The sequence below is a fragment of the Candidatus Zixiibacteriota bacterium genome (assembly GCA_026397505.1).
GTDB lineage: Bacteria > Zixibacteria > MSB-5A5 > GN15 > PGXB01 > JAPLUR01.
Window position 1 is genome coordinate 1 of record JAPLUR010000065.1, and the last position, 13812, is coordinate 13812.

At 50.0% G+C, this 13812-nt stretch carries 14 protein-coding genes; 13 read left to right on the plus strand and 1 reads right to left on the minus strand.

Annotated elements, in window-relative coordinates; genetic code table 11:
- The 13 genes from nrfD to NT002_07155 form a co-directional block, all read left to right on the plus strand.
- On the plus strand, positions 1-762 hold a 762-nt coding region (gene nrfD / locus NT002_07095), incomplete at its 5' end, for a polysulfide reductase NrfD (protein ID MCX6829035.1).
- Positions 762-1307: a DUF3341 domain-containing protein gene (locus NT002_07100; GenBank protein MCX6829036.1), complete on the plus strand. Its 546-nt coding sequence runs from the start codon at positions 762-764 to the stop codon at positions 1305-1307. The genes nrfD and NT002_07100, both read left to right, overlap by 1 nt.
- Complete coding sequence (locus NT002_07105; protein ID MCX6829037.1) at positions 1304-1927, plus strand: cytochrome c; 624 nt, start codon at positions 1304-1306, stop codon at positions 1925-1927. Before NT002_07100 ends, NT002_07105 begins: the two co-directional genes overlap by 4 nt.
- A 10-nt stretch (positions 1928-1937) precedes the next feature.
- The gene (locus tag NT002_07110) at positions 1938-3122 is read left to right on the plus strand and encodes a hypothetical protein (GenBank protein ID MCX6829038.1); all 1185 of its coding nucleotides are present in this window, start codon (positions 1938-1940) and stop codon (positions 3120-3122) included.
- Positions 3123-3130: 8 nt separating this feature from the next.
- A complete protein-coding gene (locus NT002_07115; GenBank protein MCX6829039.1) occupies positions 3131-3481 on the plus strand; it encodes a hypothetical protein in 351 nt (116 codons plus the stop codon).
- Between the two features lies 1 nt (position 3482).
- Positions 3483-4373, plus strand: a complete 891-nt coding sequence (locus NT002_07120; protein ID MCX6829040.1) for an SCO family protein — start codon at positions 3483-3485, stop codon at positions 4371-4373.
- On the plus strand, positions 4370-5317 hold the full coding sequence (coxB, locus tag NT002_07125) for a cytochrome c oxidase subunit II (protein MCX6829041.1): 948 nt from the start codon (positions 4370-4372) through the stop codon (positions 5315-5317). The genes NT002_07120 and coxB overlap by 4 nt, the downstream gene beginning before the upstream one ends.
- 14 nt (positions 5318-5331) lie before the next feature.
- The gene (gene ctaD, locus NT002_07130; protein MCX6829042.1) at positions 5332-6945 is read left to right on the plus strand and encodes a cytochrome c oxidase subunit I; all 1614 of its coding nucleotides are present in this window, start codon (positions 5332-5334) and stop codon (positions 6943-6945) included.
- A 5-nt stretch (positions 6946-6950) separates the two neighbouring features.
- A complete protein-coding gene (locus tag NT002_07135) occupies positions 6951-7598 on the plus strand; it encodes a cytochrome c oxidase subunit 3 family protein (GenBank protein ID MCX6829043.1) in 648 nt (215 codons plus the stop codon).
- A gap of 4 nt (positions 7599-7602) precedes the next feature.
- Positions 7603-8016, plus strand: a complete 414-nt coding sequence (locus tag NT002_07140; protein ID MCX6829044.1) for a cytochrome C oxidase subunit IV family protein — start codon at positions 7603-7605, stop codon at positions 8014-8016.
- Positions 8017-8079: 63 nt separating this feature from the next.
- Entirely contained in the window at positions 8080-9012 is a 933-nt protein-coding gene (locus tag NT002_07145; GenBank protein MCX6829045.1) for a COX15/CtaA family protein, read from the plus strand.
- A gap of 17 nt (positions 9013-9029) precedes the next feature.
- Complete coding sequence (locus tag NT002_07150) at positions 9030-9614, plus strand: SCO family protein (protein MCX6829046.1); 585 nt, start codon at positions 9030-9032, stop codon at positions 9612-9614.
- Positions 9611-10024, plus strand: a complete 414-nt coding sequence (locus NT002_07155; GenBank protein ID MCX6829047.1) for a DUF420 domain-containing protein — start codon at positions 9611-9613, stop codon at positions 10022-10024. The genes NT002_07150 and NT002_07155 overlap by 4 nt, the downstream gene beginning before the upstream one ends.
- 40 nt (positions 10025-10064) lie before the next feature.
- Here NT002_07155 and NT002_07160 read toward each other — a convergent pair whose 3' ends face one another.
- Positions 10065-13544: an alpha-amylase family glycosyl hydrolase gene (locus NT002_07160; protein ID MCX6829048.1), complete on the minus strand. Its 3480-nt coding sequence runs from the start codon at positions 13542-13544 to the stop codon at positions 10065-10067.
- Positions 13545-13812 lie beyond the last annotated feature (268 nt).

Consider the following 13812-nt stretch of genomic DNA (forward strand, 5'->3'; position numbering starts at 1 on the left):
GGCCGCCACTGGCAGGTCTATGAGCGGGCCTATCTGCTGCTGGCCGCGCTGGCGACGCCGCTGGTTTTGAGCGTGCATTCAGTGGTGAGCTTCGATTTCGCGGCCGCGAATGTGCGGGGCTGGCATTCAACCATCTTCCCGCCCTATTTTGTGGCCGGGGCAATTTTCTCGGGATTTGCCATGGTTGTGACCCTGGGCATAATCGCCCGAAAGATATTCATACTGGAGGATTTCATCACCGTCAATCATCTGGAAAAAATGGCCAAGATCATGATGGTGACCGGCATGATGGTGGGCTATGCTTACAGCATCGAGTTTTTCATAGCCTGGTACAGCGGGAACGAATATGAGATATTCGCATTCATAAATCGTGCTTTCGGGCCGTATGCATGGGCTTACTGGATAATGATTTTCTGCAATGTGATCGTTCCCCAATTATACTGGTTCAGAAACATAAGAACAAGCATTCCCCTGCTTTTTGTTACATCACTGCTTGTCAATGTCGGCATGTGGTTCGAGCGTTTCGTGATAGTGGTGACCTCTCTGGCGCGCGATTTTCTTCCCTCAAGCTGGAGTTACTACCGACCGACCTTCTGGGACATTTCGACTTTTGTCGGGACTTTTGGGCTTTTCATGACACTTTTCCTGCTGTTCGTACGCTATCTTCCGATTATCGCAATGTCCGAAGTTAAGGGAGTGCTGCCCGAGGCGAATCCGCATCATCATTCCGAAGAACGGCAGCTTTCCGGAGGAGCAGAATAGTGCTGGGGATACCGAAAAAAACCGATTGTATTCTGGCCCGGTTTTCCGACCCGGCGGCTCTTCTTGAGGCGGGGCGCAAAATCCGCGAGGCCGGTTACAGGAAGTTTGACTGTCATTCGCCGTTTCCCATCCATGGCATGGATCAGGCGATGGGTTTGACACTGTCCCCGATAGGATGGATCGCCGGGCTTTGCGCTCTGGTCGGGGGCACCGGCGGGATTGCTCTTCAATGGTACGCCAGTACCATCAGTTATCCGCTGGTCATTTCAGGGAAACCGTTTTTCAGTTTTCAGGCGTATGTTCCGGTCACTTTTGCCCTGGCCGTACTGGGGGCGGCTTTCGGAAGCGTGTTCGGCATGTTTTTTCTTAACCGTCTCCCCCGGTGGCACCATCCGCTGTTTCAGTCGGAGGGATTCAGGAAATTTTCGGATGATGCCTTTTTTGTTTCCATTGAAGCCGATGATCCGCTGTATGATGCGATCAAAACCGCATATTTCCTGGAATCAATCGGCGGCATGAATCTGGAGGTTCTCAAAGACGAATGAAAACATCATGCGGAAATATTAAGATTTTTTCGGCGGCAGTCTGCGCGCTCCTTTTGGCGATGGCCGGATGCGGTCGGGGACTACCCTTTGAAAAACCGCCGTCAACTATCGACCGCGGTATGAGTAAGCAACCCAAATACAGACCGCAGGCGGAGGGGGACTTTTTCCCCGATAAATCGACTATGCGGATGCCGGTTCCGAGCACGGTGGCGCGAGAGGAATTGCGCCGGGACGACAGCTATTATCAGGGGAAGGATTCACTGGGCAATTTTGTCCGCAAGGCCCCCGTGGCTCTGACCATGCAGATTTTAAAGAGGGGAAGGGAAAGGTTTGACATTTACTGTTCGCCCTGTCACAGCCGCCTCGGTGACGGCAAGGGGATTATGATTAATCGCGGGTATCTTCCGCCCCCCAGTTATCATACCGACCGGCTGCGGCAGATAGAAAAAGGTTATATTTTTGATGTTATCAGCAACGGTATCCGCAATATGCCCGCGTACCGGCATCAGGTGCCGGTGGCCGACCGCTGGGCAATCGTACTGTACTTAAGGGCGCTGCAGAGAAGTCAGAAGGCTGGCCTGAATGATATCCCCGAAGAGTTGCGGCAGGGTATCAAGTAGAGATGAAAGCATGACAATTGACCGTGAAAATTATTTGTTGAAAAATCCGGGCGTCACGGGGATAAGAGCCCTGTTATTGGGGATTATCGGGGTGGTGACATCACTGGTCGGATATTACCTGAACCCGGAGCAATTATTTCATTCTTATCTGGTGGCTTACGAATTCTGGCTGACCATTGCACTCGGAGCGCTCTTTTTCGTGATGCTCCATCATTTGGTCGGGGCCAGATGGAGCATCGTCCTCCGACGACTGGCCGAAACGATCGCACAGGTTATTCCATTGATGGCCGTACTGTTCATCCCCGTAATTATCGGCCTGCCCTATCTATATGAATGGAGCCATAAAGAAAGTGTCGCCGCCGATGCGCTTCTCAGGTGGAAATCATCTTATCTGAATGTCGCATTTTTTATAATCCGGGCGGTTTTTTATTTTGCCGTCTGGACCTTTCTGGCGCGCCGTCTATATAAGATTTCTTTGGAGCAGGATAAGGGATTCAAGGAAGAACAGGTGCGGAAATTCAGACTGACCAGCGCCCCCGGCGTTATCATTTACGGCCTGACGGTGACTTTTGCCGCCTTTGACTGGCTGATGTCGCTTGATGCTCATTGGTACTCGACCATATTCGGGGTCTATATTTTCGGAGGCAGCGTAGTCGGCATTATCGCTGTAATAATCGTTCTGGCGGTTTATTTGCGGAAAGGCAACATCCTGAGCGATTGCATCACGATCGAGCATTATCATGATCTGGGCAAGCTTCTTTTTGCCTTCACCGTTTTCTGGGCCTATATCGCCTTTTCGCAATACTTTTTGATCTGGTATGCCAACATTCCCGAAGAGACTATCTGGTTCCGGCACCGCTGGGTCGGTTCCTGGAAGACGCTGAGTTTATTGATAGTTTTCGGACACTTTGTTGTACCGTTTTTCATTCTTATTACCCGGGGCATAAAAAGGAATCCGCGCTATCTCGGCATTATGGCTTTGTGGATGCTCCTCATGCACTGGGTTGATTTATACTGGGTGGTTTTGCCCGGTTTTCATCATGAGGGTGCCTTTATTTCCTGGATTGATTTTGCCCCGTTGCTCGGCATTGGGGGACTCTGCATCTGGTACTTCTGGCGTTTGCTTTCGTCCCAACCGCTGGTGCCGGTGGGTGATCCACGACTTGAGGACTCCATCGAATTGACCATCAATTAGGATATGAAATGACAGATTCCGACAATAAAATGACTTCTGACGACGGATACGAGAAGAAAGATATCAGTATAGGCAAGGTGATTATCACGATTGTAATTTCGGTGATATCGCTGGCAGTATTGCTCGTGCTTTTGAACAGCTATTTTACCGCTTCCACCGAAGAGCAGATATATGATGCCGTTTTAAAACCGGAGTCAGCCGCGCTGCGGGAACTTCGGGCCCGTGAGGAAGAAACCTTGAACTCCTATGGACGGCTAGATTCAGCCGCGGGAATCTATCGCATTCCGATTGACCGGGCGATGCAATTGATGGCTGATGAGGCTTTTCGGGCGACGGAGAAATCGGCCGGGGAAAAGTGAAATGATGCAGTTTAGAAAAACATATCCCGTTTCGAAATTCATACTGCTCGGCCTGTTCATGCCGGTTCTTCTCTTATCTGCTTGGGCTCCGAGTCTCGCCCAGCAGGTGCGAAACGATATTCCGGAGTTGAAACGAATAAATGTTCGGGAGCATCTGGGGGATCATATACCGCTCTATACGACTTTCACGGATGATTCCGGCCGAACCGTCACCCTTGGCGATTATTTCAATCAGGGAAAACCGGTAATACTGATCCTAGCCTATTATACTTGTCCCATGTTATGTAATCTGGTTATGAATGGGTTGAGTGACGGACTGAAACAACTCGAGCTTTTGCCGGGAAGGGATTTTCAGATAGTGACCATCAGCATTGACCCGCGCGACCCGGTTTCTCTGGCGGCGGCCAAGAGAAAGAATTATCTGGCCAGTTATGGAAAAGAGGGGATCGATGCCGGCTGGAGATTTCTGGTCGGATCGCAGGATCAGATCGCGATTCTGGCCGACTCGGTCGGTTTCGAATATTATTATGATAAAGAGACAGAGCAATATGCTCATCCGGCCGTTGTTATGGTCCTGACACCGGATGGCCGGATGTCCAGGTATCTCTATGGCATTACTTTCAGGAAGAATGATCTCAAGCTTGCCTTAGTGGAGGCATCACAGGGAAAGATCGGGACAGTCTTCGATAAGTTTCTATTGTACTGCTATCACTATGATCCCGATTCAAAAGGATATGTTCTGTTTGCCGCCAATCTCATGAAGCTCGGCGGCGCCGTCACGCTGCTTCTGGCGGCAGTTATCCTGACCGTTTTCTGGCTGAAAGAAAAAAGACGGAAGTACGGGCAGTTAATGACCCTTATAGTACAGGTGTTGATCCAAAGGAATCAATGATACTGGATACCACAGGCTCACTTTTTCTGCCACCGGGTCATTCCACCTTTTCGGGGGAAGTCGATTCGCTCTTCAATTTCATATTATACGCCTCCGCCGTTTTTCTGGCCATCGTCGTTTTTGGAATAATCTTTTTTGTATTAAGATACCGTCGCCGTCCGAAAGAGGGCGTCGTCACGGGGCCGACACATAGCACCGCTCTGGAAATTATCTGGTCGGTCATTCCCACTATTCTCGTTATCATTGTCTTCTTCTGGGGGTTCCGGCTCTATCTTAAAATGAGTATCCCTCCCAAAGATGCTCTGGAAATAAAGGTTACCGGACAGAAATGGTTCTGGACTTTCGATTATCCCAACGGCGCCAATACGCTCAATGAACTGGTTGTGCCGGTGGGAAAACCGGTAAAACTGCTGATGTCTTCACGCGACGTCATTCACGGTTTTTATATTCCGGATTTTCGGATAAAGATGGATGTTGTACCCAATCGCTATACCATCACCTGGTTCGAGGCGGTGCAAACGGGCGTTTTCAATATATTTTGTACTCAATATTGCGGCAAGGGGCATTCGGAGATGATCGCCAAGGTGAAGGTTCTCGGCGAGCGCGAATACAACGATTGGCTGATTTCGGGGACAAAAGCGGGCGAGGGGATGTCGCTGGAGGATTTCGGGGCGAAGCTGTATGTCTCCAGAGCCTGTGTGACCTGCCATTCCGTTGACGGCACGGCCAATGTGGGGCCCAGTCTTAAGATGATATTCGGGCATCAAGTGAAACTCGCCGATGGGTCTTCGGTGTCGGCGGATGAGAACTATATTCGCGAATCGATCTTGAATCCGCAAGCCAGAATAGTGGCCGGATATCAGTCGGTGATGCCGACTTTTCAGGGAATTTTGAATGATCGCGAGCTTGATGCGCTGATCGCATATATTAAGTCACTAAAATAGCAAGTGAGCTGCATATGGAAACTTTATCTGAAAGAAATTATCTGAATGAGCCCCGGGGATGGAAATCCTGGATTTTCACTCTGGATCATAAACGTATCGGGGTGATGTATCTGATCGCCATAATGGCCTCCTTTCTGCTGGGGGGCGTTTTTGCCATGCTCATCCGCATGGAACTACTGCATTTCGGCGGAAAGCATTTGATGGGCGCGCAGACTTACAATCAGGTCTTCACGCTGCATGGCGCCATAATGATATTTTTATTTATCATTCCCTCAATTCCGGCCGCCTTGGGTAATTTTGTCCTGCCGCAGATGCTGGGCGCCAAAGATGTTGCTTTCCCCCGTCTGAATCTGGCCAGCTTCTATATCTACGTCTTTGGGGCTCTCTTTGCAGTATACTCCATGAGCACCGGAGCAGTCGATACTGGCTGGACCTTCTACACACCTTACAGTACCACGACCAACACATCGGTCATTTCGATGACTCTGGGGGTTTTAATTCTCGGCTTTTCCTCGATATTTACGGGAATAAATTTCATTGTGACCGTACATAAGCTTCGTCTTCCGGGTATGACCTGGTACAAGATGCCGCTCTTTGTCTGGTCGCTTTATGCCACCGCTATCATTCAAGTACTGGCGACTCCGATTCTGGGGATTACGCTCATATTGCTAATGCTTGAAAGGACTTTCGGGATCGGCATTTTCGATCCGGCCATGGGCGGCGACCCGGTCTTATATCAGCATTTCTTCTGGTTTTATTCTCATCCCGCCGTCTATATCATGATTCTTCCCGCGATGGGCATAATAAGCGAGCTTATTCCGGTTTTTTCAAGACGGAAGATTTTCGGTTATAAGGCCATTGCCTTTTCCAGCCTGGCCATTGCCTTTGTCAGTTTTCTGGTGTGGGGACATCATATGTTTGTCAGCGGGCAATCGCAATATGCGGCCATGATATTTTCGTTTCTAACCTTTCTGGTGGCAATTCCCTCGGGCATAAAGATTTTTAACTGGCTCGCGACGCTTTACAAGGGTTCCATCAGTCTGGCCGTTCCGATGCTGTATTCTCTATCTTTCCTTTTCCTTTTTACCATCGGCGGGCTGACGGGAATGTTTTTGGGGGCGCTGGCAACCGATGTGCATCTGCATGATACCTATTTCGTGGTAGCTCACTTTCATTATGTTATGATGGGCGGGACGGTGATGGCTTTTCTCGGAGGGCTGCACTACTGGTGGCCCAAAATATGGGGTCGCATGTACAGTGAATTCTGGGCAAGGATTTCGGCTGTCCTTGTTTTTCTTGGATTCAATATCACCTTTTTCACCCAGTTCATTCTCGGCGCCAAAGGAATGCCGCGCCGCTATTATAACTATCTGGATCAGTATCAACCTCTGCATGCTTATTCAACCTACGGTTCATGGATTCTGGCGCTGGGATTTATCATTATGGCTGTATATCTCATACATTCACTGGTAAAAGGGCGCCGCGCTCCCGATAATCCGTGGCAATCATTGGGTCTGGAGTGGACCAACAGTTCGCCGCCGCCACCCGAGAACTTCACGGTGACGCCGAAATTGACTCATGGGCCATACGATTATGACAAGATTGTTTCAGGAGATTCAACAGGCTGATTTTTATGGAGCATTCAGACAAACATACCCCTCATCTGGCGCATCATTTCGGCGAGATGGAACAGCAGCGCGAGTCGGCCAAACTGGGCATGTGGATATTCCTTTTGACCGAAATCCTTCTTTTCGGAGGGCTCTTTACCGCCTACGCCATATATCGCGCCTGGAATCCGGATATGTTTTATAATGCGCACAAGCATCTCAACATTTACCTGGGAAGCATTAATACAATTGTTCTTATCTCAAGCTCGGTTACCATGGCGCTTTCGATTCGGTCGATGCAGCTGAATAATAAAAAACGCACCATGGCTTTTCTGGTCGCGACGCTGCTCATGGCGGGGGTTTTTCTGGTGATCAAGTATTTTGAGTATCATCACAAATTTGAACTGGGGCAGCTTCCGGGGAAATATTACACTTATGCCGGGATTGAGGGAACCAATCCACACATATTTTTCAGCATTTACTTCATGATGACCGGGCTGCATGGTATTCATGTTATCGCCGGAATGGGACTCATAACCTGGATGCTGCGAAAAACCATGAAGAATACTTTTTCCCCGGAGTATTATACGCCTTTGGAAATGACCGGTCTCTATTGGCATCTTGTCGATATGATATGGATATTTTTATTTCCACTGCTTTACCTGGTAGGATAGGCCTATGGCTAAGGAAACAACGCATAATATTCCACATATTGTTCCGCTACGGATTTATCTGGCTGTCGGAGCGGCCTTATTGATTCTGACCGGAGTGACGGTCACGGTATCTCTTATTCCGTTGGGAGGTTGGAACGTTGTGGCGGCGCTGACAGTGGCCGCGATTAAGGCGCTTCTGGTGGCTTTCTTTTTTATGCACCTTCTGTATGACAAAAAGATATTTCTGGTCATCTTTACGATGGCCGTCATCATTCTGGCTATTTTTATCACACTGACGATGTTTGATACCATGGAGAGAGGCCGGACGAATCCTGAAGGGGCCAGACCGTTCAAGGACAAGGCCATAATTTATGAGGAGAAAAAGGCTCCAATTCAAAAACCTGACTCAACCGGGGAAACATTCGAGAAGGGCCGATAGTTATTTCCCCAAATTGAAATGCATAATATAGAATTTCGGGAATTTAAGGGAGGACTTCGAGGCATGAATAGATTTCGTCAGCTGGCTTATTTCGCTACCCTCGCCACATATTTTGTCATTTTCATGGGTGGTCTGGTTCGGGTTTCCGGCGCGGGGTTGGGTTGTCCGGATTGGCCCAAATGTTTTGGCAGCTGGTTTCCTCCCACCAGTCTCAGTCAGCTTCCGCCCGAAATTGATCCTTCTCTCTTCAATCTGACTCTGGCCTGGATCGAATATATCAATCGTCTGGGCGGAATGGTACTGGGGATTATTATTCTGATTGTCATGGTTATGGCGATTCGGCACTTTCGAAAGATCCCCCGAATAATCATCCCCTCGCTGGTTGCGGCGTTGCTGGTTGCATTTCAGGGATGGCAGGGGGGGCAGGTAGTGGCCTCGGAATTGCGGCAACTCTATGTGTCGATACATATGGGGGTGGCTTTTATCATCGTCAGCCTTATGATTTATATCACCCAGCAGGCGTACTATCTGGAATACCCGGATGACGAGAAGAATTCCGTTTATCCCAGGGGGATCGCCATCTACATCGGGTTTCTCTGGATATTGACTTTCATGCAGATAATTCTGGGGACAGAGATTCGTTCATTACTTGAGTACATGCCGGCGCGCTTTCCGCTTCTTCCCCAATCCTCGTGGCTGGGCAGGGTCGGGATCATAAGCTATGTACACACGGCATTGGGGATAGCCATAACCGTCGGTGCCTGGCAGATCGCGGTTAAAATATTCAGGGAGAGCAAAGCCGTATCGTCTCTGGTCAAGCAGGGCGCGGCGGCGATGGTATTTCTGGCATTCCTGCAGGTAATAATCGGCGCTGTCCTCGCTATTGTCGGTTTGCCGGAACTGCTGCGTATCTTCCACCTCTGGGTGGCGAGTCTGTTGATAGGGTCGCTGCTTCTGCTTTATTCAGCTTTCATACAGTACAGGAGGTCGCAATGAATTCACAGGGAAAGTTCATGAAAAGATTGATTTGGGTATCGGCTGCTTTCTTCATTCTGGCGGTGGCGTCGCTCTTGGTCATTAATCAGGCGCGGCGGTCGCGCAATGAAGTGCCGGTGTTGGGGCAACTGCCGGATTTTACTTTCACGGAACGTAGCGGCCGGCCGTTTGGTTTAAGCGACATGAAAGGCAAGATCAATGTCGTCGATTTTATATTCACCCGGTGCAAGGGGCCCTGTCCAATCATGGCAACAAAAATGGGGGAATTGTATAAATTATATGAGGGTTCAAATCAGGTGCAGTTCATTTCGATTTCCGTCGATCCCGAATTTGATTCTCTGACAGTTCTTCAGGCCTATGCCGAACGGCAGGGAGTGACCGACAACCGCTGGGTTTTTCTGAACGCGGTAATCGACTCTGTAATTAGCCTGTCGGAAAATGGCTTTAAAATAGCGGCGGAGGATCTTCCCGGAGGGCACACTACCAGATTTATTCTGGTCGATCAAAAGGGAAGAATCCGGGGATATTATGATGGTCTGGATGATGCCAGTCTGGGGATAATGAAAACCCATATCCGCCAGCTCGCCGGGGAAACGCCGTGAGTATCGGCAGCCTTCCCACACTGAATGTTCTTCTGAATATCACCAGCGCGATTCTTTTGATTATCGGTTTTATTTTTATAAAGAGGCATCGTCCGGATATTCACAAGAGGATAATGCTCTCGGCGCTGTTTTCATCTATCATTTTTCTGATCTCTTATCTTGTCTATCACTATCAGGTGGGATCGGTCCCTTATCTGCGTCATGACTGGACACGCCCCCTTTATTTTGCCATTTTGATTCCGCATATCATTCTGGCCGGGTTGGTAGTACCATTTATTCTGGCCGCAGTATGGTTTGCATTAAGCGGCAAATTCGACAGGCATAAGAGGTTGGTGCGATGGGTCTGGCCGGTCTGGCTGTTTGTCTGTGTGAGTGGAATTACCGTATATCTGATGCTATATCAAATGTGATGTCTGAAATGAAGCCGGTTTTGTTGACGGCAAGTGCGCATCACGCCAGGATTTTCAGCATTTTCTCGACTTGATAGCCGGCCTGGTCGGCGGCGGAGAGCAATCGCTGCGCACTGGTTCGAAGGTCGGCAGGATTGATTTTGACCGACGTGTGATCGGTTCGAGCTGTTAGTAAAAGGGGACAAATGAGAGCATCGACCATCCGTTCCAACCGCTCTTTGTTCACCCATAGAGTGTTATTAAAGCTGTGCAACTGCAGGTACTCTTGAACAGCAGTTTCCATTAAAGCTTGCCGGAATGATTCGCCGAGTTCTCTGCTGTTTGCCGGTGCGAGAAGGTCGGAATGGGCCATCAGTATAAGAACCAAGCGCGAGTCCCAATAGGCGTTGCCGCTGTCGGCCAGAAGTTCTTCAAAAGCCCGGGCAGTTGCTTTTTGCAGAAGCCACTGCTCAGCCCGGGCGGCGGCAAGAACCGAAGAAGGAGTGCGATAGCGGTCGGCACGAAATAGGCCGAGCGGTTCAAGCATCAGCCAGGCGAGAACGACATGATCCAGATTCAGGTGCAGAGGCGGCTCGGGTTGTGGCGTTACCGTATCAGATGCAGAAGAATCCTCTTTCATAACCGTGGTGGCACGTGTCGAGGCCAGAGCATCCAATCTTGCGCAGGCTTGATTGATGAATGGTTCGATTTTCACGGTTACCCCGGTGAACTGACCGACGGATGCGTAGAATTCAGTCATCGCCGCACGGAACTGATTGCGGGAAGCTGGATAATCATGCAGCAATTCCCGCAACATGCCGGAGTTCATCAGCGCCCGGAAGGGTTTCAATATCGGTTCGAGCTGAAGCTCCCGATAAGCCTCGTCGAGATTCGGGACGCCCGCGCCGGCAAGGCGCTGCTCCAAGGTACGCCAGGAACCATCGGTATCACGAATTTCGCGAAAATCCAAAAAGGCATTGTACTGATAGGCATACAATTCAACGAACAATCCCTGCTCAGCCAATTGACGGCCGGGCTGGATATATTCTAGTCCCGACTGATAATTGCGAAAAGCATAGAAGCAATTGTCATCATTGTTCAGTCCGAGCGCCTCGGACAAGGTGCGCCGGACCAGCACGGTTTTGTCGCCATCACCAATATTAATCTGAGTGGAGGTGTGAATATGTCCGCGGGTGGTATTATAGGCGTTGTTATATAGAATTATCGCCCGCTCCTCACCCGCCCGATTGGAATAGGCAAAAACATTTTCATCGACCCAGCCATCGGGCGTGTGGAAGTCATAGAAGGCAAAATTGGCCGCACCGCTGAAGAGATGGCGACGGCGCATCAGCGGAAAAATCTGTGTCTCGTGCCGATGTACCATTTCCTGGTCGACCGGCTCATCCCAGTACGACCGCCGATATTCCATGCCGTATTTTTCGGCGAAGCCCTCGACCTGGCCGTGGCCAATCATCGGCAGTCCGGGCATCGTGACCAACATAACGGCCACGCCGAAGTACTTATCACCCCGGCCGAACTGTTCCACGGCGGTAAGTTCATCCGGATTATTCATGAAATTAACAAATCGCTTGAGGACCTCCGGGCTGAATTCCAGCACGTTCTTTATGGTTGTCCGATACTTGGCGTTGTCCTCCATTTTCAGCATATTCATGAAGGCGCTGTTGTAGACACGGTGCACCCCGAGGGTGCGCACGAAGTATCCCTCCATGAGCCAGAAGGCCTCGGCCAGAAGAAGCGTATCCGGCACCTCCTGAGCGATACGATCGACCACCTCACGCCAGAATTCCTTGGGCATCAGAGCATCAAACTGCTCTTTGGTCATGCCGTGTTCGGCCCGCGAGGGAATGGCGCCGCCTTCACCGGGCTCGGGGAACCAAAGTCGCTGGTAATGCCGCTTGGCCAGTGTCATGGCCGCATCAAAGCGAATGATCGGAAACTGGCGGGCCACATGTAGAATGGTTTGAATAACAGCCTCTCTTACCTCCGGCAGAAGGAAATTCATCTGGGCGGTGTCGTTCCATGGCATACTGGTGCCATCATTGCCGTGCAAGAGGTACTTTGTGTCACCGGTCCATTTATCAATTCGCTTGAATACTACCGAGGCATCGCGATGCTGCCAATAACCGTCCTCAATTTGAATACAAACTCTCGGATCCTCCGAAAGATCGACGCCGGTATATTGATAGACCGGGAAAGGTGGATAGTCGGTCTGAAGGAACCACTGCGGGTGCTCAATGACCCACTTCGAATAGATTCCAGTGTGATTGGGAACCATATCGCTGGCCAGTCGGATACCGCGTCGCCAGGCTCGATGTTTCAAATCCTGAAAGGCTTCTTCACCGCCGAGATCATGCGCAATGACATAATCGTACAGCGAATAAGCCGACGAGACCGCTTCGGGATTCCCCATGATCTGCTTAATCTTCTGTGAGGCGGATGATCTCTCCCAGAGACCGATGAGCCAGAGCCCGGTAAATCCCCATCCGGCAAGTCGGTCCAGTTCTTCATCAGGAATATCGCTCAAAAGACGGATATCACGCTGGTATTTCCGTGATAGCTGATATATCCAGACATAGACGCTCTTGGCAATCAGGACAACATTAGACATCCAGTCGGCATCCAGGCTGAATGCGGACGGCTCGAAATAGCCCGCCTTTGACCCGTAGGTGTCGACATCGAAGCGCAATGCTTTGCTGGGACCGGGACCCAGACCCCGTAGAGTATTTTCTTCCTCGAGAATATCAATGGCCAGCAATAGTCGTTCGAGCAGATCCAACGGGAGGAAGTGCGCCCAATGCTGACGGATATAAGCAAGTTGCTCCTCAAGCGAATCGGGACAGGCCCGTATAGGCTCAAAAAGGCATTCAAAAAGCGTCAGGCCAACCGGTCGGAAGGGCGGCTGCGTGGCGAAGAACCGCTCCAACCCTTGCACCATAGACACATAGGGTGATTCTCTCTCCAAATCGGTATCATCGAAAAGTATGCGGAATGGACGAAACGCCGGATTGGCAATGGAGATAAAGAGAAGCATAATCTCGCGAACAATCGTGTCCGACACCAACGGGGAGGACATCGAGTCGCTCAGGTATTCGTTTTCGGTCTGTTTGCCCTGGAGTACCGAGATGGGCGGAAAGAGACTGACAAACGACAAAGGCGGTCGGGTCACAGTAAATCGACCGCGCTGCTGCCCGGTCCAGTCCAGCCCGCGAGGGATCGCTCCGGGTTGTTCCTCGTGGCAATAGCTTTCGATAATGTAGCGAAACAGATCGACAAGAATGCTGACCGAGGCAAGTTGGCCGGCATGTATCGGATCGGGCAGTTGGGCACTGTGGATCCGTTTTTCGTTGATGCGATCGGCCAATTGGCGCAACAGATAGATTTCGGAAGCCGGCGCACCACTCGATGGCGTGTTCACCAGTGACGGAAATTCCAGCCAGTCCAGTGCCTTTCGGGAAAGGTGAAACCCAAATTGGAAATAGTTTCGCAGTGTCTTCAGCAGGTTCGTCTGATCTATATTCATAAGGACACAGGAACCGGCTTATGGTAAGTATAAGATGTTATCAACATTGATATAGTCTCTCTGCACAATTATAATATAGAATTTTTAGTGAGACAATTCCACAGTTATTTTAAGTGTATGTCGTCAAAGGTAATATCTTTATAAGTGTGTAAAAACGACAAGAGGTGTATCCTTAAGATTTACAAGCTGATTCAAAAGGAGACACCTAATGTCGTATAACGAGTTAGATTTTAGCAGGAGAAACATAGTCTTTGCGCTTTCGGAAGTC

Excerpts from the sequence above, each read along its gene's own strand:
- NT002_07105 (MCX6829037.1), top strand. The coding sequence starts at position 1,304 with ATGAAAACATCATGCGGAAATATTAAGATTTTTTCGGCGGCAGTCTGC.
- NT002_07110 (MCX6829038.1), top strand. The coding sequence starts at position 1,938 with ATGACAATTGACCGTGAAAATTATTTGTTGAAAAATCCGGGCGTCACG.
- NT002_07115 (MCX6829039.1), top strand. The coding sequence starts at position 3,131 with ATGACAGATTCCGACAATAAAATGACTTCTGACGACGGATACGAGAAG.
- NT002_07120 (MCX6829040.1), top strand. The coding sequence starts at position 3,483 with ATGATGCAGTTTAGAAAAACATATCCCGTTTCGAAATTCATACTGCTC.
- coxB (MCX6829041.1), top strand. The coding sequence starts at position 4,370 with ATGATACTGGATACCACAGGCTCACTTTTTCTGCCACCGGGTCATTCC.
- ctaD (MCX6829042.1), top strand. The coding sequence starts at position 5,332 with ATGGAAACTTTATCTGAAAGAAATTATCTGAATGAGCCCCGGGGATGG.
- NT002_07135 (MCX6829043.1), top strand. The coding sequence starts at position 6,951 with ATGGAGCATTCAGACAAACATACCCCTCATCTGGCGCATCATTTCGGC.
- NT002_07140 (MCX6829044.1), top strand. The coding sequence starts at position 7,603 with ATGGCTAAGGAAACAACGCATAATATTCCACATATTGTTCCGCTACGG.
- NT002_07145 (MCX6829045.1), top strand. The coding sequence starts at position 8,080 with ATGAATAGATTTCGTCAGCTGGCTTATTTCGCTACCCTCGCCACATAT.
- NT002_07150 (MCX6829046.1), top strand. The coding sequence starts at position 9,030 with ATGAAAAGATTGATTTGGGTATCGGCTGCTTTCTTCATTCTGGCGGTG.
- NT002_07160 (MCX6829048.1), bottom strand. The coding sequence starts at position 13,544 with ATGAATATAGATCAGACGAACCTGCTGAAGACACTGCGAAACTATTTC.